The 23825-nt window shown below is 75.1% G+C and carries 16 protein-coding genes; 5 read left to right on the top strand and 11 right to left on the bottom strand.

Annotation, left to right across the window (positions count from 1 at the left end):
• Positions 1–185 precede the first annotated feature (185 nt).
• Both rpsO and eccD read right to left on the bottom strand, forming a co-directional pair.
• Positions 186–473, bottom strand: a complete 288-nt coding sequence (rpsO, locus tag ACZ6S8_RS02975) for a 30S ribosomal protein S15 (protein WP_030718724.1) — start codon at positions 471–473, stop codon at positions 186–188.
• 182 nt (positions 474–655) lie between these two features.
• Complete coding sequence (gene eccD / locus ACZ6S8_RS02970) at positions 656–2143, bottom strand: type VII secretion integral membrane protein EccD (RefSeq protein WP_469451819.1); 1488 nt, start codon at positions 2141–2143, stop codon at positions 656–658.
• Between the two features lie 222 nt (positions 2144–2365).
• On the opposite strand from eccD, the gene eccCa reads away from it, so the two are divergent.
• Together eccCa and ACZ6S8_RS02960 are read left to right on the top strand one after the other, a co-directional pair.
• The gene (eccCa, locus tag ACZ6S8_RS02965) at positions 2366–6319 is read left to right on the top strand and encodes a type VII secretion protein EccCa (protein WP_469451817.1); all 3954 of its coding nucleotides are present in this window, start codon (positions 2366–2368) and stop codon (positions 6317–6319) included.
• An 88-nt stretch (positions 6320–6407) separates the two neighbouring features.
• A complete protein-coding gene (locus tag ACZ6S8_RS02960) occupies positions 6408–6653 on the top strand; it encodes a DUF397 domain-containing protein (protein ID WP_351270224.1) in 246 nt (81 codons plus the stop codon).
• Between the two features lie 94 nt (positions 6654–6747).
• On the opposite strand, the gene ACZ6S8_RS02955 is transcribed toward ACZ6S8_RS02960, so the two are convergent.
• The 4 genes from ACZ6S8_RS02955 to eccB all read right to left on the bottom strand — a co-directional run bounded on the left by ACZ6S8_RS02955 (position 6748) and on the right by eccB (position 10630).
• Complete coding sequence (locus ACZ6S8_RS02955; protein WP_469451814.1) at positions 6748–7056, bottom strand: WXG100 family type VII secretion target; 309 nt, start codon at positions 7054–7056, stop codon at positions 6748–6750.
• A gap of 54 nt (positions 7057–7110) precedes the next feature.
• Positions 7111–7443 (bottom strand): hypothetical protein, encoded by a 333-nt coding sequence (locus tag ACZ6S8_RS02950; protein ID WP_469451812.1) that lies wholly within the window; start codon positions 7441–7443, stop codon positions 7111–7113.
• A 215-nt stretch (positions 7444–7658) separates the two neighbouring features.
• Positions 7659–9023 carry a type VII secretion-associated serine protease mycosin gene (gene mycP / locus ACZ6S8_RS02945; protein ID WP_469451810.1) on the bottom strand — a complete coding sequence of 455 codons (1365 nt, stop codon included), beginning with the start codon at positions 9021–9023 and terminating at the stop codon, positions 7659–7661.
• Between the two features lie 11 nt (positions 9024–9034).
• Positions 9035–10630, bottom strand: coding sequence for a type VII secretion protein EccB (gene eccB / locus ACZ6S8_RS02940; protein WP_469451808.1), 1596 nt, complete (start codon positions 10628–10630; stop codon positions 9035–9037).
• Between the two features lie 257 nt (positions 10631–10887).
• Between eccB and eccE the strand changes: the two genes are divergently transcribed.
• The 3 genes from eccE (at position 10888) to ACZ6S8_RS02925 (ending at position 15496) form a co-directional block, all read left to right on the top strand.
• Positions 10888–12159 carry a type VII secretion protein EccE gene (gene eccE, locus ACZ6S8_RS02935; protein WP_469451806.1) on the top strand — a complete coding sequence of 424 codons (1272 nt, stop codon included), beginning with the start codon at positions 10888–10890 and terminating at the stop codon, positions 12157–12159.
• The gene (locus tag ACZ6S8_RS02930; protein ID WP_469451805.1) at positions 12156–12854 is read left to right on the top strand and encodes a hypothetical protein; all 699 of its coding nucleotides are present in this window, start codon (positions 12156–12158) and stop codon (positions 12852–12854) included. The genes eccE and ACZ6S8_RS02930 overlap by 4 nt, the downstream gene beginning before the upstream one ends.
• A gap of 173 nt (positions 12855–13027) precedes the next feature.
• Positions 13028–15496: an SCO5717 family growth-regulating ATPase gene (locus ACZ6S8_RS02925; RefSeq protein WP_469451803.1), complete on the top strand. Its 2469-nt coding sequence runs from the start codon at positions 13028–13030 to the stop codon at positions 15494–15496.
• A 116-nt stretch (positions 15497–15612) separates the two neighbouring features.
• Here the strand turns inward: ACZ6S8_RS02925 and ACZ6S8_RS02920 are convergent, their stop codons facing one another.
• The 5 genes from ACZ6S8_RS02920 to ACZ6S8_RS02900 all read right to left on the bottom strand — a co-directional run bounded on the left by ACZ6S8_RS02920 (position 15613) and on the right by ACZ6S8_RS02900 (position 23732).
• Positions 15613–16569 (bottom strand): bifunctional riboflavin kinase/FAD synthetase, encoded by a 957-nt coding sequence (locus tag ACZ6S8_RS02920; protein ID WP_469451800.1) that lies wholly within the window; start codon positions 16567–16569, stop codon positions 15613–15615.
• A gap of 127 nt (positions 16570–16696) precedes the next feature.
• Positions 16697–21532: a serine protease gene (locus tag ACZ6S8_RS02915; protein WP_469451798.1), complete on the bottom strand. Its 4836-nt coding sequence runs from the start codon at positions 21530–21532 to the stop codon at positions 16697–16699.
• Positions 21533–22041: 509 nt separating this feature from the next.
• Positions 22042–22950, bottom strand: a complete 909-nt coding sequence (truB, locus tag ACZ6S8_RS02910; protein ID WP_469451796.1) for a tRNA pseudouridine(55) synthase TruB — start codon at positions 22948–22950, stop codon at positions 22042–22044.
• The gene (rbfA, locus tag ACZ6S8_RS02905) at positions 22947–23405 is read right to left on the bottom strand and encodes a 30S ribosome-binding factor RbfA (protein ID WP_469451794.1); all 459 of its coding nucleotides are present in this window, start codon (positions 23403–23405) and stop codon (positions 22947–22949) included. Before rbfA ends, truB begins: the two co-directional genes overlap by 4 nt.
• Positions 23406–23438: 33 nt before the next feature.
• Positions 23439–23732 (bottom strand): DUF503 domain-containing protein, encoded by a 294-nt coding sequence (locus tag ACZ6S8_RS02900; RefSeq protein WP_469451792.1) that lies wholly within the window; start codon positions 23730–23732, stop codon positions 23439–23441.
• Positions 23733–23825 lie beyond the last annotated feature (93 nt).

Genomic DNA, 23825 nt, shown 5'->3' with positions numbered 1-23825 from the left:
CCGGGTGCCACTACCGAGGACCGGCGGCGTAGGGAGGGCGCTCCTCCTCTTCAGTTGTGCACGTCCTGCGTCTTCCTCGGACGTGCACGTGCGTCCGTGTCCAGACTACAAAGGGTCCGGTCCGGTGCGCACGTACGGCAAAGGGAGCGGCCCCCGGATGTGGGAACCGCTCCCTTCACGGCGTGTTACTTGGCGCCGGCCGCACCGCGGCGGATGCCGAGGCGCTCGACCAGGGCGCGGAAGCGCTGGATGTCCTTCTTGGCCAGGTACTGCAGCAGACGGCGGCGCTGGCCGACCAGGATCAGCAGACCACGACGGGAGTGGTGGTCGTGCTTGTGCGTCTTGAGGTGCTCGGTCAGGTCCGAGATACGGCGCGAGAGCATCGCGACCTGGACCTCGGGGGAGCCGGTGTCGCCCTCCTTGGCACCGAACTCGGTGATGATCTGCTTCTTCGTAGCGGCGTCGAGCGGCACGCGTACTCCTCGTGATAGGTCTTCGTTGCCACCGAGTGCCCCAGGTCTGAGTCTCTGGGGAGCTTCCGTAACTCGGGAGGCGGGGTCCGCTGAGCGCAGTCCACAGATCCTGGTGAAGGGTCCGGGGGACGCGTACACAAACGGCCGTCACACAGCGTACCAGGCTGCCGCATCCCGCCGTCTCAGCTGGTGAGCGACCGGACGCGGGAGTAGACGTCGAGCACCGCGAGCGTCAGCGGCACCAGGCTGAGCAGGACCGCGGCCTCGGTGAGGTCGAGGAGCCGCCCCCAGAAGGGTGACAGACCCTTGCGGGGAATGACCAGCGCAATTCCGGCGAGGAGGGCCGCGCCGGCGATCACGGCGGCGGAGAGCCAGAGCGTCCGGACGGTGAGGTCGGCGGCGAGGAGGGTCGGCGGGTTCAGGGCGAGGCCCAGGATGAGCAGCGCGGTGGCGGCGAGGCCCGCGGCGAGGGCGCACACCACCTGGGAGGTGTAGCGGAAGAGGCGGGCGCGCAGCAGCATGGCCAGGCCGGTGGCCAGTGCGAGCAGGCGGCCCCAGGTGTTGTCGGAGAACCCGAGCACGGCGGCCGCGCCGACGGCGACGGCGGCGCAGCCGCCGACCAGGCCGAGCAGCATCTCGTGGCCGCGGCGGGCCTGGGCGGCGATCTGCTCGGCGTCCAGCGAGGCGGCCTGGTCGTGCGGGTCGGAGCCGGCCTGGTCACCGTACGGGTCGGTCTCGTAGCGGTCCGGGGTGTCGCTGTACTCGACGTATTCGGCGGCGCTCTGCGGGGCGGCGTAGCCGATCGGCAGCCGGGCGAAGCGGGCGGAGAGGCCGGGCAGGAAGGCGACGAGGCCGATGGCCGCGGGTGCGCAGACGGCGGCGGTGGAGGTGGCGGAGGCCTCGGCGGCGATGGCCGCGAAGGTGGCGAGGGTTCCGGTGGCGGCGACGAAGGTGGCCGCGACGAAGGGGGCGTCGCCGCTGGGGGTGAGCGCGACCAGGGCGACGGAGGCGATCAGTGCGCAGACGCAGCCGAGCAGGAACTGGAGGCGGCCGGGGCCCTGGCCGGCGGCGGGGGCGATGATGCCGGAGCCGGCGATCAAGAGGTGCGGGAGGGCGGCGAGGCCGAGGGCGACGGCGGAGCCGCGGTCGCGGTAGACCCGGGCCCGGACGCCGGCGACGGCGGTGAGCAGGACGCCCGTGGAGCCGGCGATGACGCCGGCCAGGCCGTGCATGTCGTGGCGGACGGGGTCGGCGTACCAGAGGACGAAGCCGAGCATGGTGAACAGGAGCGCGGCGCCGGCCAGGCCCGCGCCGCGCAGCATGTCGTCGCTCCAGCGGTGCCGGTCGCGGACGACGGCGGAGGCCACCGCGTCGGAGACGTCGTCGAAGACGGCGGGCGGCAGGGACTCGGCGAAGGGGCGCAGGCTCAACACCTCGCCGTCGAGGACCTGTTGGGCGGCGAGGGTGCGGGCGCCGTCGAGGACGGTGCCGGAGCGGCGGACCAGGTGGAAGCCGGTGGGGGCGCCGACGGGCTGGGTCTGGCCGGTGAGGCGCAGCAGCTCGGGGTAGACGTCGGCGACGGCGATGTCCTCGGGGAGGGCGACGTCGATCCGGCTGTCGGGGGCCACGACGGTGACCCTGCAGAAGCCCGTAGTCGCGGCCGTACTCACCTGTGTGACCCCCCTGGTTGGCGCCCGCGCCCGCGGTCGATTCGCGGATGCGCATGCTGCGCGCGCCACCCTACCGGGCGTACGGCGGGGTGTCGGCAAGTAGGATCACCAGCCCCGGCCACCGCCGGGAGGTAACCCCGGGCGGAGGAGCCCCCCGCACGCCCGGGACTTGGGGGGCGCCGGCCGCGACGTCCCGTCCGTTTTCAAGGGATTGATGCCCCGGTGAGCCAGATCGTCGTCAAACGCCCGCCACGGTCCCTGCCGGCCGAAGTGCCGTCGGAGGAGCTGCGGCTGGAGGCTCCGCCCGAGCTTCCGCGCGGGCAGCAGGAGGGCATGATGATGCAGCTCCTGCCGATGCTCGGCATGGGCTCGTCCGCGGTGTTCTTCTTCATGCCGGGCGCGATGCCCATGATGAGGATCATGGGCGCCCTGATGCTGGTGTCGACGCTCGCGATGGTGATCGCGCAGATCCTCCGGTTCCGCAGGGGTACGCAGGGGCAAATGGCGGACGTGCGCCGGGACTACCTCAAGTACCTGTCGCAGACGCGTCGTCAGGTACGGCGGACCGCGCGGGCGCAGCGCGACGCGCAGCTGTACCTGCACCCGGCGCCCGAGCAGCTGTGGTCGGTGGTGGCGGAGGGTTCGCGGCTGTGGGAGCGGCGGGTCGGCGACCGGGACTTCGGGCAGGCCCGGCTGGGGCTGGGCGCGCAGCGGCTGTCCACTCCGCTGGTGGCGCCGGACACGGCGCCGGTCGACGAGCTGGAGCCGCTGACGGCGGGAGCGATGCAGCGGTTCCTGAAGGTGCACTCCTCGCTGGACGGGCTGCCGGTGGCGGTGTCGATCCGGGCGTTCTACCACGTGACGGTGTCCGGGGAGCCGGACTCGGCGCGGGGTACGGCGCGCGCGCTGGTGGCGCAGCTGGCGACGCTGCACTCCCCCGAGGACCTGATGGTGGCGGTGGTGGCGGCGCCTGGGGCGGTGGCGGCGTGGGACTGGACGAAGTGGCTGCCGCACGCGCAGGTGCCGGGGCAGGTCGACGGGGCCGGTACGAAGCGGCTGTTCGGCGACGACCTGGGCGAGCTGGAGGGGCTGCTGGCCTCCCGGCTGGAGGGGCGGCCGCGGTTCAGCCGGGAGGTGTCCCCCGTACTGGACCAGCCGCACCTGGTGCTGGTGCTGGACGGCGGGTCGGTGCCGCCGGACTCGGTGTTCGCGGCGGCCGAGGGGTTGCAGGGCGTCACCATCGTCGAGGTGGTCGCGGGCGAGCTGGACGAGCCCCGGGGCGGACTGTCGGTCGTGGTGCGACCGGGGCGGCTGCGGCTGGAGTCGGGCGCGGGGGTGGCGTACGAGGGCGTGCCGGACACCCTGTCCCTGCCCGCGGCGGAGGCCCTCGGCCGGCAGCTGGCGCCGCTGCGCACGGGCGGCGGGGACGACGACGAGCCGCTGCTGGCGAACCTGGACTTCACGGACCTGCTGAACCTGGGCGACGCGGCCGCGGTGGACGTGGCGCGGACCTGGCGGCCGCGGTCGGCGGGCGAGCGGCTGCGCGTGCCGATCGGGGTCGGCGAGGACGGCGGTCCGGTGATGCTGGACCTGAAGGAGGCCGCCCAGGAGGGCATGGGGCCGCACGGCCTGTGCGTGGGCGCGACCGGTTCGGGCAAGTCGGAGCTGCTGCGCACGCTGGTGCTGGGGCTGGCGGTGACGCACACCTCGGAGACGCTGAACTTCGTGCTCGCCGACTTCAAGGGCGGTGCGACCTTCACCGGCATGGGGCAGATGCCGCACGTGGCGGCGGTCATCACCAACCTGGCGGACGACCTGACGCTCGTGGACCGCATGGGCGACTCGATCCGCGGTGAGCTCCAGCGCCGGCAGGAGCTGCTGCGCTCGGCGGGCAACTACGCCAACATCCACGACTACGAGAAGGCGCGCGCGGCCGGCGCGCCGCTGGAGCCGCTCGCGTCGCTGGTGCTGGTGATCGACGAGTTCAGCGAGCTGCTGACGGCGAAGCCGGACTTCATCGACATGTTCATCCAGATCGGCCGGATCGGCCGCTCGCTGGGCGTGCACCTGCTGCTGGCCTCGCAGCGGCTGGAGGAGGGCAAGCTGCGCGGGCTCGACACGTACCTGTCGTACCGGATCGGTCTGCGGACCTTCTCGGCGGCGGAGTCGCGGACCGCGATCGGCGTGCCGGACGCCTACCACCTGCCGTCGGTGCCCGGTTCGGGCTACCTGAAGTTCGGTACGGACGAGATGACGCGCTTCAAGGCGGCGTACGTGTCGGGCACCTACCGTTCGGGCGGGCCCGACCTGTCGGTGGGGCTGTTCCCGGTGGAGCGGCGGCCCGCGCTGTTCACGGCGGCGCCGGTGCCGGTGGTGTACGCGGCGCCGGACCCGGCGTACCTGGCGGCGCAGTCCTCCCGGGGGGACGACGCGCTGGCCGACACGGTGCTGGACGTGATCGTGGGCCGGCTGGAGGGGCAGGGCGTGCCGGCGCACCAGGTGTGGCTGCCGCCGCTCGACCAGGCGCCGCCGCTCGACCAGCTGCTGCCGGCGCTGGCCCCGAGCACGGAGCGCGGGCTGCACGCGGAGGGGTACACGCGGCCCGGCGGGCTGGTCGTGCCGCTCGGCCTGATCGACAAGCCCTTCGAGCAGCGGCGCGAGGTGCTGTACCGGGACTTCTCCGGTGCGGCCGGCCACATGATGGTGGTCGGCGGTCCGCAGTCGGGCAAGTCGACGCTGATGCGGACGCTCATCTCCTCCTTCGCCCTGACGCACACCCCCCGCGAGGTGCAGTTCTACGGGCTGGACTTCGGCGGCGGCAGCCTGTCGTCGGTGGCGGAGCTCCCGCACGTGGGCGGCATCGCCTCCCGCCTCGACCCCGAGCGGGTGCGGCGCACGGTCGCGGAGGTCGGGGGCATCCTGAACCGCCGCGAGGAGTTCTTCCGCTCGAACAACATCGACTCGATCGGCACCTACCGGCGCCGCCGGGCGGCGGGCGAGCTGCCCGGCGAGCCGTGGGGCGACGTGTTCCTCGTCGTCGACGGCTGGGGCAACTTCCGCGGCGAGTACGACGGCCTGGAGCAGGTCGTCACCGACATCGCGTCCCGCGGCCTGGGCTACGGCATCCACGTGGTGATCACCGCGGCCCGGTACATGGAGGTGCGGGCCGCACTGAAGGACCAGATGCTCAGCCGGCTGGAGCTGCGGCTCGGCGACGTCATGGACTCCGAGTTCGACCGCAAGGTCGCGGCGAACGTCCCGGCGGGGATGCCGGGGCGCGGCCAGGTGGCGGAGAAGCTGCACTTCCTGGGCGCGCTCCCGCGGATCGACGGCTCCCACGAGGCCGGGGACCTCTCGGAGGCCACGGCCGCCTTCGTGGACGTGGTGAAGCGGAGCTGGGCGGGTCAGGCGGCTCCGGGCGTCCGGCTGCTGCCGCGCCTGCTCCACAGCGACCAGCTGCCCAAGGGCGGCGAGCACCCCGGCCGCGGGATCGCGATCGGCATCGACGAGACCGAACTGGAGCCGGTCTTCGTCGACTTCGAGTCCGACCCGTTCCTGCTGGTCTTCGGCGAGAGCGAGTCGGGCAAGACGAACCTGCTGCGGCTCATCGCCCGGCAGATCGCCGAGCGGTACACGCCCGACCAGGCGCGCCTGGTCGTGGGCGACTACCGGCGGAGCCTGCTCGGGGCGCTGCCGGAGGAGCACCTGCTGGAGTACGCGCCGATGGCGAGCTCCCTGCAGATGCACATGGAGGCACTGGGCGGGGTCTTCTCGCGCCGTCAGCCGCCGCCGGACGTCACCCCGCAGCAGTTGCGGGACCGCAGCTGGTGGACCGGTCCGGACGTGTTCATCATCATCGACGACTTCGACCTGGTGGCCACGAGCCAGGGCAACCCGCTGGCCCTGCTGGTGGAGTTCCTGCCCTTCGCCCGGGACACGGGCGTCCGCTTCGTCATCGCCCGCAACTCGGCGGGGGCCTCGCGCTCGATGTACGAGCCGTTCATGCAGCGGATCAAGGAGCTGGGCGCGCAGGGCGTCGTGCTGTCCGGCGACCCGTCCGAGGGCGACCTCGTGGGCAACGTGCGGCCGCGTCCGATGCCGCCGGGCCGCGCGTACTTCTCCACGCGCCGGCGGGGCACGTCGCTGGTGCAGCTGGGGCGGATGCCCGGGATGTGAGGCCCCGATCGGGGGAAAGCCGCGCCGCAGGGCGGCGCGGCACCGATAATCGGCGGTGAAGACCGCTCCACCGAAGGAAGGGCCGCACATGGGCACCCAGCAGGAGAAGGACGAGCTGTACGCGCTCGACATCAGCGGCGTCGCGTGGGAGGGCCCGCCCGGGACCAGCCCCGACGAGGAGCGCGTGGAGATCGCCCGGCTGCCCGAGGGCGCGGTGGCGATGCGTTCCTCCCTGGACCGCGAGACGGTGCTGCGCTACACGGCGGCCGAGTGGGAGGCGTTCGTCCTGGGCGCCAGGGACGGCGAGTTCGACCTGGAGCGGCACCGGCCGTGAGCGGCCGGCGTCCCGTGCGGCGCCGGCCGACGCCGAAGGGGCGCGCCCGGTGCGGGCGCGCCCCTTCGGCACGTGCGGACGACGTCGCCTGGGCCTAGTAGGCCTCGGTGAACAGGCGCGAGGCCTTCTGGTCCGTGGAGCGGTAGTCGTCCTTGCCGCGCTCGATGAGCTGGGCGACCTGCTCCAGCGTGGACTTCATGTGCTCGGCCTTGCCCTTGTACTTGCTCTGGAGCTGGATGTAGGCGGCGTGCGCCTCACCGTCCCAGGTGTCCGTGACGACCTTCAGGGCCTGGTCCATGGCGGTCAGGTCGTCGACGATCTTCTTGGAGACCGTGCGGATGCGGTTGGCCATCTGCTGGACGCTCTCGTACTGGACCTTCGTGTGGCCGTCGGTGGCAGCCATGTTCATCTCCTTCGGGCTGAGCGGGCTGTTCGGTGAACGGGACGGACCGAACGGTCAGATGCCGTTGAGGCCGGAGGTGTTGCCGCTGGACTGGACGGCCTTGAACGCGGTGCGCACGTCGTCGTCCTGCGCGTTGCTCAGGTTCTTGGTCTGGGCGACCGCGTTGTGCAGGATCCCCAGCAGCCGGCGGATCTGGTCGTGGTCCTCGTTGACGACCGTCTGCGCGCTGATGAACCCCGAGGCACCCACACCGGTCCAGCCGGCGCTCACGGTGGCCAGGATGTCGGCCAGCTCGCGCGCCTGGGTGGTGACGGCATCGCCCGTTTCGGAGATCTTGTTCTTCGCCTGGACGACGGGATCGTCCGCAAGTCCGAAAGTGTTGCTCATCCGAAGCTCCTCACTTCTCAATTCGCCGGCAGAACCGGCGGATCGCGTGGCGGAGCGGACAGTTCCCGGCGCGGTGTTCAGCCACGCGCCCCGGACGTCCCCCTCCGCTCCACGCGAATCCCCCGATCACAGTCGTGAAGCCTGTTGTCACTCTAGCCAGTTCATCGGCCCTGCCCAACACCGGTGGGTCGCTTGCGTCGACGACCCGCGGCCGTTCACTGCAAACGGCCCCGGCGGTTCCGGGCATCCCGGACGACCGTCGCGGTGCCCGCGATGACGGCGATCAGGACCGCGCCGATCCCGAGAGCGTACGTTCCGAGGCGTTCCTCGCGCTCCTGCGGGGTCTCCGCGGCCGGGAGCACCGCCGCCTCCGGGGCGACGGCCGGCGGCGGTCCGGGGTCCGGGACCGGGGCCTTCGGCGGCTCGTGGTCCTGGCCGAGGGCGCGCACCGGGTCGATGACGCCCCAACCCACGTAGTCGTCACGGCCGTTGACGGCGCGCTCGGCCGTGTTCTGGATCTGCCAGACGATCTGCTCGACGCTCCAGTCGGGGTGCTCGGCGCGCAGCAGGGCGGCGACTCCGGCGACGTACGGGGCGGAGAAGCTGGTGCCGTTGTCGATGCACTGGCCGAAGCCGGGGACGGTGGAGACCATGTCGACGCCGGGCGCCGCGATGCCGATGAAGTCGCCGGGCTGGGAGAACGCCGCACGTTCGTTGTTGCGGTCCGAGGAGGCCACGGCGAGCACGCCGGGGAAGGCCGCCGGGTAGGTCCTGCGCTTCTCGCCGCTCATGCCGTCGTTGCCGGCCGAGGCGACGACGACGACCTTGGCCTCGATGGCCTTGCGCACCGCCGTGCCGAGGGCGGAGTCGGCCGAGAGCGGCACGTCGGTGTCCTGGGAGATGTTGATGACCTGGGCGCCCTTGGCGACCGCGTGGTCGATCGCGGCGGCGAGGGAGGCGGCGTCGCCCTGGCCGCGCCCGTCGTTCTGCCGGATCGGGATGATCGTGGCCTCCGGCGCCAGGCCGACGAAGCCGGTGCCGGCCTGGGGGCGGGCGGCGATGAGCCCGGCGACCTTCGTCCCGTGGCCGACGGTGTCGTCGGTGCCGTCGCCGGCGGGTTTGCCGCCGCCCTTGCCGTCGCCGGCGGGTGCGCCGCCGGCTCCCCCGGTCCCGACGAAGTCCCGGCCGGCACTGACGTCGATGGCAGCGCTGAGCTGCGGGTTCGTCCGGTCGACTCCGGTGTCGATGACGGCGACGCGGATGCTCCTGCCCTTCGCGTCCTTGCCTTTGGTCTGCGCCCAGAGCTCGTCCAGGAGCAGCCGCTGGAGGGCCCAGGGGCGGTCCTCGATCTGCTTCTTCATGGGGAAGGTGCACTCGCCCGCGCCGTCGGGCCGGAGGGCGTACGGGGCCTGCGGCGCGGGCCCGCCGGGGGCGGGCGCCGCGCCGGCCGCCGCACCGGACAGCACGACGAGGCCGAAGGAGACGGCGAGGAGCGCGCACCGCGTCGCGGGGGCCACGGGGAGCGCACGGGCCGCGGGCGGCCGGAGGGTCTGCGGCGGGGACACCGGAGGTCGGGGCATCGGCGGCTTCCTCACGAACCCTGGGACTGACGGGCGGAGTTGGTGTCCAGGCGGGGCCCCTTGGAGAGGAACTCCGACCACGCGATGGGCACCATGGCCGGGGCGACGGTGCCGTAGCCGAGCCGGATCTGCGCCGCGCTGGCCTCGGGGCGGGCGTCCGCGCCGTCCTTCGCCTGTTGCTCGGGCGCGCCGATCTTCGACTTCTCGCTGTCGCTGTCGCCGTTGGCCTGGACGGCGTACCGCAGGCCCGTGTCGGTGACCAGGAAGAGCGAGCCGCCGGCCGTGGTCTGCTTGCCCTGTACCTGCGTGTAGAGCAGTCCCGAGCCCGGGGTGACGTACGCGCTGGTGCCGCTGGCCGTGATGTCGATGGGGAAGGCGGCGCCGGCCCAGGTGCTCAGGGTCGCGTTGCCCTGGCCGTCCACCGCGCGCAGCACGGTGCACACGGTGTCGCGGTGGGCCGCGCCGTCCGGCTGGGCCGCGGCGTTCGGCCCCGCGCCGGCGGGTGCGGTCTGGTTGACGCGCTCCGGCTTGCGCTGCGGCCACCGGACGTTCCCGGCGAAGGGGGCGGCGTCCGGGGCGAGGGCCTGGAGGTCGATCTCGCGGGCCTTGCCGTTCATGTTCAGGCCGTCGGTCTCGGGCGCGGAGATCAGCAGCCAGGCGGCGAACTCCGAGACGGGGGCGACCTTTCCGGGCAGGACCACGTAGAACTGCGTGCCGGAGCCGGTCTGGGCGGTGAGCACCATGCCGACCTTGTTGTCCGCGGTGGCCAGGCCCGTGACGTTCGCGTCGGCGCCGGCCCTCGCGGGCAGTTGGGGGAAGGAGAGGTCGTCGCCGGGGGCGAGGGTCCCCAGCCACTCCTCGGTGACCTGCTGCGGGGCCGCGCCGGTGCCGACCAGGGCGGTGGTCATCGTGCCGGCGGCCGCGGTGCCCTCGGGGAACTTGTACTTCGTGCCCGCCGCGTCGACCAGGTAGCGCTCCTTGCCCGGCCCGGTGCTCTGCACGTACAGCGACTGGGCCTCGCCGACCCGGCGCTGGTCGTCGAGGACGCGCGCCTCGCGGTCGGCGAGGACGAAGGTGGCCGTCTGGACGCCCCGGCCGTTGCCGCCGGGCTGCTGGCAGACCGCCCAGCGCTTGGCCCGGCCGGCGTCCTCCTTCGCGGGGAGCCGGTCGGGGGCGTACGGGATGCCGATGATGGGACCGCGCGGCGGCTTCCCCTGGTCCAGGACCTTGTCCTCGACCTGGACCACCTTGGACTTCGACCCGTTGAGCAGCAGGCGGGCGGAGGCGAGGTTCAACACCGGGTGCAGCCGGGGCTGGTCCTTGCCGTTGACCTTGGTCGTCAGGACCACGTAGCGGGTCGTCGACTGCTTGCCGACGATGACCTGGGTGCCGGGCTCGGCCCAGCCCTTGGGCGCGGTCGGTTTGAACATGCCCCAGGCGCCGAACCCGGCGACGATGAGCGCGCCGATGACCAGCCCGGGGACGACCGCGCGCAGCGGGCGCGGGGCGCCCTCCTCGGTCCCCGTCGCGGAGGGCTGGAGGAACGCTGCCACCGTGCGCCGCTTCGCAAAGGTGTACGCGTTGAGCTCATCACGTCGTGAGGCCATGCCTGCCTGATTCCCCCCGCACGGCCCGGTCCGTGACGACGGTCCCCGGGCCTCGATGGTCGGACCGGGGTCCTACTATGCCTCCTGACGGGCCGTGCGGAGGGGCCGGGTAGGGTGGGGCTGCCGTCCAGCGCCTTCCGGAGCGGTGCGATCAGGGCTTGCCGGGGCGGATCGGGGAGGTTCCGGAGCGTGCGGCGGGTGTCGCGCAGCGCCGGAATGCACGGGGCGCTGCCCCGGAAAGGGGAGGTGCGCGAGTGATGGCCACCGTGACGCAACCGCAGACCGCCGCGGCCGCACCCGCACGCGGCGGGGTGACGCCGCATCCGGAATCGAGCCCCGGCCGTTTCGGCCCGTTCCGACTGCAACAGCTCGTACTCCTCCAGCTGGCCGCCGCGGGCCTGTTGACGGCGTGGGTGGTCGAACCGCTGCTGCTGGTTCCCGCCGGTGTGCCGGCGCTGGTCCTGGTGGTCCTCGCCCTCGTACGCCGCCACCGGCGCTCCCTGCCCGAATGGATCGGCGGCGCGCTCGCCCTGCGCGCCCGCCGCCGCGCCGCGTCCCTGGCCGTGCCGGCGGGCACCGAGCCGGGGCTGGCGCCGCTCGTCGAGGCCGATCCGGCGCTGCGCACGCTGACGTTCAGCGACCGCGAACGGCGCCCGGTCGGGATGATCGGCGACGGGACCTTCCTGACCGCGGTCGTCCAGGTGGACACGGACGCCACCGCGCTGCGCCCCGACCGGGCGGCCCGGCCGCTTCCGTTGGGCGTCGTACGGGACATCCTCGACGTGGACGGGATCCGGCTGGAGTCCGCGCAACTGGTGCAGCACACCCAGCCGGCGCCGGCGCCGCACCTGCCGGCCCGGTCGATGGCCGCCCGCAACTACGCGCCGCTGCAGGCCCGGACGGGCACTCCGGCGGTCCGGCTGACGTGGATCGCGCTCAAGCTCGACCCGGAACTGTGCCCCGAGGCGGTCACGGCGCGCGGCGGCGGGCTCGCGGGGGCGCAGCGCTGCGTGGTGCGGGCGGCGGACCAGCTGGCGAGCCGGCTGGCCGGGGCCGGGTTCGCGGCCACCGTGCTGACCGAGCAGGAGCTGACGGCCGCGCTGGCCACGTCCTCCTGCGCGAACCCGATGGCGATCACCCAGGCGGGCCGTTCCGCCAGTGCGGGGCGGCGCACGGAGGAGACCTCGCGGACCTGGCGGTGCGACGACCGCCGGCACACCACGTACTGGATCGGCCGCTGGCCGCAGCTGGGCGGGGCCGGGGCGGCGGCGCTGCCGCAGTTCGTGGCGCTGCTGACCTCGCTGCCCGCGCTCGCGACGAACTTCAGCCTGACGATGGCCGCGGCCGGCCGGCAGGGCGTGACCCTCACCGGCCACGTCCGGGTGACGGGCCGCAGTGACGAGGAACTGATCACCGCACGGCGCGAGTTGGAGCGGACGGCGCGGGGCGTGAAGGCGGGTCTGGTCCGGCTGGACCGGGAGCAGGTGCCGGGGCTGCTGGCTTCGCTGCCGCTGGGAGGGGCGCGATGAGGGGCGGTTTCGGACTGGTCGGGCCGCGTCGGGCCCGGCACGTGGTGCCGGCCGCGGACCTGGACGCGCTGGCCCTGCCCGTCGGCGACGACGGGGTGGTGATCGGCGTGGACGCCGAGGGGCGGCCGGCGGTGCTCGGCATCAACCGGCCGACCCCGTACGAGGTGACGCTCATCGGCGGCCTCTGGACGGCGCAGGTGCTGGCGCTGCGCGCGGCGGCCACGGGCGCCCGGGTGGCGGTGGAGACCGGACGCGGCCAGGTGTGGTCCGGGCTGGCCCGGGAGGCGGGCGGCGGGCAGCAGTGCGTGACCCTGCACGAGGTGGGGCGGGTCCCGCCGCAGGGCGCCTCGGCGGGCAGCCCGGTGCTGGTGATCCGCGACTGCGGGATGCGCCCGCCGCGCGGCCGGGTGGTGGCCGGGCCGTGGCAGTCGGTGCTGACGCTGCTGCCCTACCTGAGCCCGACGGCCCCGCGGCTGCTCCAGCAGTCCGCTCTGGCGGGCGTGCAGCGGGTGTCGCCGGACGAGGCGGAGCAGATCGGCCGGCTGATGAACCTGCCGCGGCCCGCGGTGGATTCGCTGCCGACCCTGGGCGACGGGGTGACGCTGTGGTGCACGCCGCGCGACCGGCAGTTCGTGATGACCCAGGGCACGGACGCGGAGACGGGCCTGCTGGGCGGCGCGCGGCGGATCGACTAGGGCGGATCCGGAGGGGACGCCCTGGATCCGCCCGGGTCGGAGCAGCGGGAGAGAGGGATCCCGGCCCGGGGCGGGTACGGGCGGCGGACATGCGTGTCGGGGCGCGATTAGGCTGGGCGCGGCCGCGGCGTCGAGGTGGACGCCGGACCGTGTGCGACAGATCAGGAGGACCAGTGAGCGGCGATCGGAACGAGAGGCGCGGCGGGACGTGGGACGTCCCGACGGACGATCAGTCCGACGCGGAGCCCGAGCTGACGGGCGAGTTCACCATCGACTACACCCCGCCGGCCTGGTACACGCAGGACGCGGCTCCGGCCGTCTCGGTGCCGGGCCTGCCCGAGGGGAGCGGCTTCGAGCCGCACCGTCCCCCGGACGCGTCCCCGACCCCGCCGGCGCGGACCGCTCCGCCGGCCCCCAGGACCCCGTCGGACGGCGCGGGCCTGCCGTCGGACGGCGCGGGTACGCCATCGGCTCCGGCGGCTTCGGCTCCGGCGGCGTCCACTCCGGCGGCTCCGGCGACGGGGCCGGTGCAGGTGCCCGCCGCCGCGCCGGCTCCCGTACCGGCTCCCGAGGCTCCGGCCGCGGTCGAGCCGCAGGACCCGTACCGGGCGCCGGCGCCCGAGGTGCCGGTTCCGGCGCCGCTCGGGGACGAGGCGCCCGCGCCCGCCCCGGCCGGGGAGCCGCACGCGCCCCGGAACACGGCGCCCGAACTGCCCGAGCCGCCCGGCCCGTACGGGGCCGCCGCGCCGTTCGCGACCGCTTCCCCGGAACACGGCCCGTACGGCGCCCCGGCCGCCGGTCCCGCGCCGCAGGCCCCGGCGCCGGCCGCGGCGGCGCCCCGCGAGGACGCGCCGGTCCAAGACGCGCCCCACGGGGACGCCCCGCTGCCGCCCGCGCCGTACCGGGACGCCCCGTCCCAGGGCGGGCCCCACCCGGACGCGGCGCCGCGCCACGCGGCCCCGGTCGACGCCGCGGGAGCCGGTGGCCCCGAGCCCGGCCCGTACCGCGACCCCGCCCCGGCTCCGGTCGAGCCGCCGGTGGTATACCCGGCTCCGGCGCCGGTCGAGCCGCCCGCCCCGTACCCGGCTCCCGGTCCGGCGCACGCCGCCGGGGCCCCCGCGCCCGGTCCCTACGGCGACGCGGCCCCCGCCCCCGCCGACGCCGTCCCCGCGTACGGGGCGCCGGCTCCCGCCGACGCACCCGTGCCCGGCCCGTACCGCGACGCCGGCCCGGCTCCGGTGCCCGCGCCCGCGCCCGGGGAGACCCCGTTCGGGGGACCGGGTGGAGAGCTGCCGTCGCTGCCGCCGACGTTCGCGGCGCAGGACGCGTACCCGTATCCGTATCCCCCGCAGGCCCAGGCGCAGGCGCCGCAGCCGGATCCCCGGGCTTCCGGCGAGTGGTCCCCCGGGCCGCAGCCGCAGTCCGAGCACGACCCGCGCTACTCCGGCGGGCAGGCGGGCGGCGGGGCGCCGCTCGGCTACACGGCCGCCGTCGAGCTGTCCTCCGACCGCCTGCTGCGCAACAAGCAGAAGTCGAGGAACAACAGCGGCGGCGCCGGAAGCCGCTTCCGTTTCGGCGGCAAGGCGGCCGAAGCGGAGCGCCAGCGCAAGCTGGAGCTGATCCGCACCCCGGTCATGTCCTGCTACCGCATCGCCGTCATCAGCCTCAAGGGCGGCGTCGGCAAGACCACGACCACCACGGCGCTCGGCGCCACCCTCGCCACCGAGCGCCAGGACAAGATCCTCGCGATCGACGCGAACCCCGACGCCGGCACCCTCGGCCGGCGCGTGCGCCGCGAGACCGGCGCGACGATCCGGGACCTGGTCCAGGCGATCCCGTACCTGAACTCGTACATGGACATCCGCCGGTTCACCTCGCAGGCGCCCTCCGGGCTGGAGATCATCGCCAACGACGTGGACCCGGCCGTCTCGACGACCTTCAACGACGAGGACTACCGCCGCGTCATAGAGACGCTCGGGCGCCAGTACCCGATCATCCTCACGGACTCGGGCACCGGGCTCCTCTACTCCGCCATGCGCGGCGTCCTGGACCTGGCCGACCAGCTGATCATCATCTCGACGCCGTCCGTGGACGGCGCGAGCAGCGCCAGCACCACCCTCGACTGGCTCTCGGCCCACGGCTACGCCGACCTGGTCTCGCGTTCCCTCACCGTCATCTCGGGTGTCCGCGAGACCAGCAAGATGATCAAGGTCGAGGACATCGTGCAGCACTTCGAGACGCGCTGCCGCGGTGTGGTCGTGGTGCCCTTCGACGAGCACCTCGCGGCCGGCGCCGAGGTCGACCTCGACATGCTGCGGCCCAAGACCCGCGAGGCGTACTTCCACCTCTCCGCCCTGGTGGCCGAGGACTTCTCCCGGGCGCAGCAGCAGGCCGCGCAGAACCACTGGGGCGCCCCCCAGCAGCCCCACCAGCACCAGCCCCAGCCCCACCCGCAGGGTCCAGCCCAGCCGTCTCCGTACGGGCCGCCCCAGGGCCGGCCCCCGTACCAGCAGCCCCCGCAGCCCTACGGACAGCCCTACCCGCAGCCCGGCGGGCCCTGGCAGCAGCCCCCGGCCCCGCAGCAGCACCCCCAGCAGCCGCCCCCGCCCTCCCAGCCCCCGCGCGACCCGCGCCTCGGCTGAGCGGGGACGCGGCACGCGCCCGGCAACGGCGAAGGGCCGGTACCACCCCCGGGGGGTGGTACCGGCCCTTCGCCGTTGCGGCGCCCCGCCGTCCGGCGCGGCGACGGGAGGGCGCGTCAGCGCTCCGTGTCGTACGCCTCGGTCAGCACCCGCGCCCGCTTCACGTCGTCCGCGATCGCCTCCAGCAGCCCGTCGAGCGACTCGAACTTCGCCATCCCGCGCACGTAGGCGAGGAAGTCGACGGCCACGTGCATGCCGTACAGGTCCAGGCCGACGCGGTCGATGGCGTACGCCTCCACGGTCCGCTCGGTGGCGTCGAACTGCACGTTCGTGCCGACCGAGATCGCCGCGGGCATCCGCTCGCCGTCCGCGGTCAGCCAGCCCGCGTACACCCCGTCCGCCGGGATCGCGGTGTGCGGCTGCGTCTCGACGTTGGCCGTCGGGTAGCCGAGCTCGCGTCCGCGCTGCGCACCGCGCACCACCACGCCCTCGACGCGGTGCGGGCGGCCCAGGATCTCGGCCGCGCCGTCCATGTCGCCCTCGGCGACGAGCCGGCGCGCCAGCGTGGAGGAGAAGGGCACTCCGCCGCCCGCCTCGCCGCGCTCGACCAGGTCCACGACCTCGACCTCGTAGTCGTAGGTGGCGCCCAGCTCGCGCAGGAAGTCGACGTTCCCCGCGGCCCGGTGGCCGAAGCGGAAGTTCGGGCCCTCGATGACGGCGCGCGCGTGCAGCTTGTCGACCAGCACCTTCACGATGAAGTCGGCCGGGGACAGCTGCGAGAACTCCGCCGTGAACGGCAGGATCAGCAGCGCGTCCACGCCCAGCCCGGCCATCAGTTCGGCGCGCCGGTCGTAGGGGGCCAGGATCGGCGGATGGCTGCCGGGGCGGACGACCTCGCTGGGGTGCGGGCTGAAGGTGACGACGACGGACGGGACGCCCAGCGCGCGCGCCTTCGCCACCGCCCGTCCGATGATGAGCTGATGACCGCGGTGCACACCGTCGTAGGAGCCGATGGTGACGACGCTGCGTCCCCAGTCCTGGGGGATGTCCTCCAAGCCACGCCAGCGCTGCACTGTGACCGCTCCTCGCCCGAACCCGTGTGGACCCTGTACCGATTGCCGATTGCAGGTCTAAGACTGCCATGCCGGTGGCCGGTGCCCCGCATCGGCATCGGAGTCGGAGACCTCCCGTGTCAGGTCGTCACGTCCCGTCCGCGGCCGCCCTGCCGAGCATCTCCACCGTCCGCCGCGCGCTCGGCCCCAGCAGGGCGGCCGCCTCCGCCTGTGCCTGTGCCAGCCAGCCGGCCACGAGCACCCCGAAGGCCGGGTCGCTGCGGGCCAGCTCGACCGTCCGCCGCTCGAACACGGCCGGCCCGCCGGGGACCCGCAGCAGCTGCCGTCCGGTGCGGCGCAGCAGCTCCCGCGTACGGATCTCCGGGCGGCCGCCGACCCCCGCCGCGACCCCTCCGAGGAAGGCGTCGAGGACCTGCGGATCGGTCTCCTCGCGCAGCAGTACGGCGGCCAGCTCGCCCCGCAGCACCTGCGGGGGCTCCCCGCCCGGCGCGGCCAGCACGGCGGCCAGTTCGGCCCGTACCGCCACCGGGGCGGTGCGCAGCAGGTCCAGCACCAGGGGGCGCAGCACCGGCTCGGCGGCCGGGCCGTGTTCGAGCCGCCGGTCCACGAACGCGGCGGCGTGCGGAGCGTCCTCGGGGCACCGCGCGAGGTGTTCCCGCACGAGGTCGGCCGCGCGCCGGGCCAGACCGGGGGTGGTCAGCGCGGCCAGCGCCCGGAGCACCTCCCCGTCGGCGCGGGCGCGCAGCGCGGCGAACACCGCGTCGGGGTCCGGGAGTACGGGCAGCGCCGCGACCAGGGCTTCGGCGGGCAGCCGGGAGCCGCGGCCGGGGTCGGCGAAGCAGGCGAGGGCGTCGGGGAGGCAGTGGCCGCGCGCGTGGGGGTCGCGCAGCAGCACGGCCAGGGCGCTGCCGTGCAGCGGGGCGTCGGCGGGCCGGGCGAGCAGGGCCCGGGCGGCGCCGCGCAGCAGCTCGCGGTCGGCGGGGGTGCGCACGTGCGGGGCGGTGGCGAGCCCGTAGGCGGCGGCCGCGACCCGGCGGCCGGGCCGTTCGTCGTGGGCCCAGCGGTGCACGGCCCGGGACAGGGCGGAGGGCTCCTCCTCGGCCAGGACGGCGAGCAGCTCGTCGGCGCGGGGGTGCGCGGCGGTCACGAGCGCCTCGGCGAGGTCGTCCACGGCGAGGCGGCGGTGGGCGTACAGCAGGGCCTGGGCGGCGGTGGCGACGGTGGCACCGGGGCGGCCGCGCAGCCGGCGCTCGTCGTCGAACCAGGCGCAGAGCAGGGGCTGCGCGCGCCGCGGGTCGCGGGCGAGCCGGCGGGCGGCGGCGTCGAGGCAGCGGTCGCCGGGGAGCGCGTCGGCGGGGTCGGCCGGCAGCAGGCGGCGCAGCAGGTCGAGCCGGTCGGGCTCCGGCAGGCGCAGCCGGTTCCAGAACCGGCCGTCGAAGCCGCCCGGCCCGGCGCGGGCCACGTGCTCGGCGAGGGCGTGCAGCACGGGCAGGTGGGCGCGGGCGTCGGGGGCCCGCAGCAGGGTCTCGCGGAGCAGCCGGGCGGCCCACCAGACGCGGTCGGGCCCGGCGGTCGCGTCCTCGGCCAGCTGGTGGAGCCGTCGTACGAGGCCCGTGAGCTCCCTGCCGAGGTCGTCGGGGGGCAGCCGGCTCAGGGCTTCCAGGACGGGGCCGATGCGGTGCCGGGGCACGGGCAGCCCGGGCGCGGCGGGACCGTGCACGAGACGGGTGAGGGCGGTGGGGACGTCGAGGTGGGCGGCCTGGAGCCAGTCGGACAGTTCCTCGTGGGCGAAGCGGTAGCCGGTCCCGGCGGGCACGAGCAGCCCCTCGGCGAGTACGGCCTCGGCCCAGCCGGTGCGCCGCGGGAACAGTTCCTCGAAGGAGTCCCGGGGCAGCGAGCCCCGCCCGGGCCCGAGGCAGCGGCGGGCGGCCTCGTGGACCCGGCCGGCCACGCGCGCGGCGAGCCGGCCGACGCCGGGGCCGTGGACCGCTGCTCCGGCGGTGGGGGCGGGGGTTTCGGGGGCCGTGGTGGCGCGGGCGGCCGCGATGCGGAGGGCCGCGCGCAGGCAGAGCAGGTCGAGGTGGGCGGCGAAGACCTCGTCGCGGCCCGGGCACCCCGCGGTGACCCCGGCGGCGCGGATCCCGGCGAGCAGGCGCAGGGTGAGCGGGTGGCGGGCGTCGGCCTCCCGTACGGAGCCGGCCGGGATCCCGAGCCGGGTGCGCAGGCGCGCCGCCTCGGCGGGGGCGAGGTCGCCGACCGGCAGCGCCGGCGGCAGCCGCCGGGCGGGCCGGGCGGGGGTGTGGAGCGCCCCGGGCGGGTAGAGGGCGCCGGCCCGCTCCCAGTACTCGGGGCGGGCCGCGAGCACGAGCCGCACCCCGCTCCCGCGCAGCCACCCGACGGTGGCGTCGGTCCAGGGGCCGAGGCGCCGCGCGAGCTCGGGCGGCATCTCCTCGGGGGCATCGAGCACGACGACCACCTCCCGCCCGGCCCGGGCCACCACCTCCACGACCGCCCGCACCAGGTCCCGGCCCCGGCTCCCCGGACCGCCGCCGTCGACTCCCCCGGCACCAGCGTCCCCCCGCCCCCGACGCTTGCCGGCACCCCCCGCAAGCCCGGCCCCCGGCACCACCCCGCTACAACTCCCGTCCCACGCCCCGGCGCCGGCCACCTCACCGACCCCGGCGCCGGCCACCTCACCGACCCCGGCGGCGCCCTCCGGCCCCGGCCCGGACCGCGCCACCGCCCTGGCTCCCGCGACCACCCCGCCGTGACAGGTGTCCCCGTCGACGGCCCCGGCTCCGGCCCCTGCCCACGCACTGGCCGCCCCCCGAGCCCCGCCCGCCCACGTTCCGGCACCGGCCCACCCCGCGGCCGCGGCAGCGGCCACCTCACCGACCCCCACCCCACCGTCATCGCCGACACCGGTCCTCGGCCCGGCTCCGGCCACGTCACCAGGCCCCGCGCCTACCCCGCCAGCACCGCCACCGGCCCGCACTCCGGCTCCCGCCGTCTCACCGGCCCCGGGAGCCGCACCCGGGCCGGAACTTGACCCGAGCCGCGCCACCGGCCCGGGCGCCGCAACCGACCCGCCACGCCACCCGGCACCGGCTTCGCTCCCTGCCCAAGCCCCAGCCCCGGCCGTCTCACCAGCCCCGGCACCCGCCCACGGTGCGGCACCATCCGCGTCCCGGACCCCGGCCCCGTCGCCACCGCGGGCAACGGCCCACGCCCCGGTGCCCGCCGTCTCTGCGGCACCGGCACGGTCTCCGATACCAGCGCCGTCACCGGCCCCGTCGCCTGCGCCGAGCCGCGCTCCCGTTCCCGCTCCGGCAACCCCGCCCGCCCCGGCACGATCTCCCCCGCCGACCCCGTCACCGGCGCCGACCCACCCTCCCGTACCGGCTTCGGCGTCGTCCCCGTCGACCGCACCGGCCCGTACGCCGGCACCGGCCACCGCACCGGCCGCCGTACGGGCCCCGGCACCCGTTCCCTCAGCGCCCGCCCCCGCGGCGGAGTGCCCGGCCCCGTCCGGCGCCGGAGGCACCCGGTCGCCCGGGCCGTACTCCACCGGTGCGGGGATGGCGGCGGCATCCCAGCGCGCGCCGGGGCTCCGGTCACCCGCACCCCGCACCACGAGCGGCGCGGCATACGCATACGCGGACGCGGCACCGGCCGCGCCGACCCGGTCGCACCCCGCAGAACCCGCAGAACCGGCAGAACCGTACGGTCCCGCCGGTCGGCCGTCCCCCCGCTGCACGGGCGCGCGATCCCCCTCGGGGTCCGCCAACAGCCCCTCGGCGGCGAGGCGTTCGGCCACCGCGCCGAAAGCGGCAAGGGGCACCGGAGCGGCGCAGGCCGGGGACGTCGCACGGGCCGCGGAAACCGGCCGGGCCGCGGAATCCGGCGCCGGCACGGCAGCCGCGACGGCGTCGGCGGCGGCGTCCAGCGCCCGGGCCACCGCGTCCGCGAGCGAGGCGTCCCCGGCCCGGAGGTCCGCGCCCCGCAGCCACAGCGTCGGCGCGGGCGGCTCCCCTGCGGCCCGGCGCACGGTCAGTGCGGCGAGGGCGGTGGTACGGCCGGTGCCCGGCGTTCCGACGACGGCCAGGACGGGGTGGTTCCCCGCCGTGAACGCGGCCAGTTCGGCGGCGACCCCCGGCCGGTCCACCAGTGCGGCGGGGTCCGGGAGGCCGGCTGCGGCGAGGGTGGTGCCGGCGAGTTCCAGCGCTCCGGCGAGGTTCAGGTCCGGGCCGTACGCCGGCACGGTCGTCGCGTTGCGCGCCAGCAGCGCGGCAAGCGGGCCGCCCGGATCGGCCGCGGCCGCAGCCCGGAGCGCCACCGCGAAGCAGCCTGAGCGGTGCTCCGCCCGCAGAGCAGTGCTCACCACCGCAAGCACCGCTCCGGTTGCGGGGTCCAGGACGGGCCCCCCGCAGACGTCGCCGCCCAGCCGGAGCGCGTCCCGTCCGTCCGTGCCGATCGCCAGCTCCACGGCCGGCCCCGCACGCCCCGGATCCCCTGCGCGCCCCGACGCCCTCTCGGGTCCCGCTGCCCCCAGTCCTCCCGACGGCCCCGCCGTCAGCACGTACCGCCGCCCGTCCGCCGCCAGGTACGAGACCTCGACGCCACCGAGCACCCGCGCCTGCCGCCATCCCCGCGCGAGCAGGCGTACGTACGTCCCCGGCGCGAGCACCCCGCGCGCCGCCACCGGCAGTGGCCGCACCCCGAGCCCGTCGGTCCGTACGAGTGCCAGCGCGAGGTCCGGCAGCACGGTGACGTCCTGCGGGCGCGCCACCCAGACGCGCCCCGCCGGTCCCGGCCCGTGCAGCACCACCCGGGTCAGGCCGTCGACGGCCTCGTGGCTGGTGACCACCGTCCCGCGGTCGTCGGCGACGAACCCGCTGCCGCGCGTCAGCCCGGCGGAGTCGCAGATCCTGACGAGCTCCGGGTCCCCGGCCCCCGCCCTCATCCCGGCACCGGCACCGGTATCGGTATCGGTATCGGTATCGGTATCGGCAACCCCGCCCGCCCCGTCCGCAACTTCCGTCATGGCCGCACCACTCCCCGCAACGCCGCGTACGCACGACGGTAGGCAGGTGAAGATCAGCACGAACAGCACGCGAGGCGAACGCGCCCCCTTACGCTCCCTCCATTCACTCCGAGCGCCTGCTCGGACGGGTGAATACAGGGACTCGGATGGATAGAGACCTACCCGAGGGGGGTCGTGGAGCGGTGAGCAGCAAGCGATGTGCGCTCACCGCTCCACGTCAACACCAGCCGACTCCGACGCGGTACGGGCCGCGCGGCCCGGCCCACCCGGCCAGGCCGACCACAGACGAACGGAGCGCCACCGCCCCGGACAGGACGTCGACGCTCCGCAGACCGGATCAGCGTGACCCGGCTCGATCAACTCGGCCCGGCTCGTCAACTCGGCCGGGCTCGACAGCTCGACCCGGCCCGGACAACCGGACCCGGCCGTCAGACGAAGACCGCGAGGGACTTCGCCTTCCCGCCCTTGCTCTCCACGAGCCCGAGCAGCGCGCCCTCCGGTCCGTAGACCGCGACCGTCCGCCCGTCCCCGTAGACCTCCGGCATCTCGATCCGCACGCCGTTGGCGAGCAGCGAGGCCCGCCGGGCGTCCAGGTCCCAGCGCGGGAAGGCCGCCGCGGCCGCCTCGCTGATCGGCATGACGGTCAGCTCCTCCTGGAGCTGGTCCAGCGTCCGCGCCCGGTCGATCTTGTACGGGCCCACCCGGGTGCGCCGCAGCGCCGTCAGGTGGCCGCCCACGCCGAGGTCGGCGCCGAGGTCGCGGGCGAGGGCGCGGATGTACGTACCGCTGGAGCAGACGACGGAGACGACGAGGTCGACGACCTTGGTGCCGTCCTCGGCCTCCGCCTCGCGCATGTCGTACACCTGGAACGACGAGACGGTCACCGGCCGGGCCGGGATCTCGAAGTCCTCGCCGTCGCGGGCGCGCTTGTAGGAGCGCACCCCCTTGATCTTGATGGCGCTGACCTTCGACGGGACCTGCATGATCTCGCCGGACAGCTTGGCGATGCCCGCGTCCACGGCGTCCCGGGTGACCCCGGTGGCGTCCGTGGAGGAGGTCAGCTCGCCTTCGGCGTCGTCCGTCAGGGTGTTCTGGCCCAGCCGGATCGTGCCGAGGTACTCCTTCTCCGTGAGCGCGAGGTGGCCGAGGAGCTTGGTGGCCTTCTCGACGCCCAGGACCAGCACGCCCGTCGCCATCGGGTCGAGCGTGCCGGCGTGGCCGACGCGGCGGGTCCTGGCGATCCCGCGCATCTTGGCGACCACGTCGTGCGACGTGAAACCGGACGGCTTGTCGACGATGACAAGGCCGTCCGGAGTCTTCCCTGCTTCGGTGCTCATTCCGCGGCTGCGTCCTCGTCGGAGTCGTCGTCCTCGTCGGGCTTCTTGTACGGGTCGGCATCGCCGGCGTACTTCGCACCGGAGGAGACCTCGCGCACCTGGGCGTCGGAGGTCCGCGCCTTCTCCAGGAGGTCCTCGATGGTCTTGGCGTTCTCCGGGAGGGCGTCCGCGACGAAGGTCAGGGTGGGCGTGAACTTGGTTCCCGCCGCCCGGCCGACCGCGGAGCGCAGAACGCCCTTGGCGCTCTCCAGGCCCGCTGCCGCGCTGGCCCGGTCCTCGTCGTCCCCGTAGACCGTGTAGAAGACCGTGGCCTCCCGAAGGTCGCCGGTGACCCGGGTGTCCGTGATGGTCACGTGCGTACCGAGGCGGGGGTCCTTGACACCGCGCTGCAGCTTCTCGGCCACCACCTCCCGGATGAGGTCCGCCAGCTTCTTCGCCCGCGCATTGTCGGCCACTGGTCCGTCTCCTTCTTTCTTGCAGACAAGCAATCAGTCTTCATCACCGTGGAGGCGCCGTCGTACGGACAGCAGCTCCACTTCCGGACGTGCCGCGACCAGCCGCTCGCAGCGGTCCAGTACGTCCGACAGGAACCCCGCGTCCCCACTCACCAGAGCGACCCCGAGTCGGGCCCTGCGGTGCAGGTCCTGGTCGCCCACTTCAGCCGCGCTCACGGAGAACTTGCGGTGGAGCTCGGCCACGATGGGCCGGACGACGGAGCGTTTCTCCTTCAGCGAGTGAACGTCGCCGAGGAGCAGATCGAAGGACAGAGTCCCCACGTACATGCAGTTCCGGATGTCCCGCCGGTGCGGGTTCGGTGGCCTGCCGGGCCCTCGCCCGGCAGGATCACCCGGCCGCCGTGCGGCCGGGTCACCAGA

Source organism: Streptomyces sp. NPDC048461, assembly GCF_055587105.1.
This window is presented reverse-complemented; position numbering and strand designations above follow the sequence as displayed.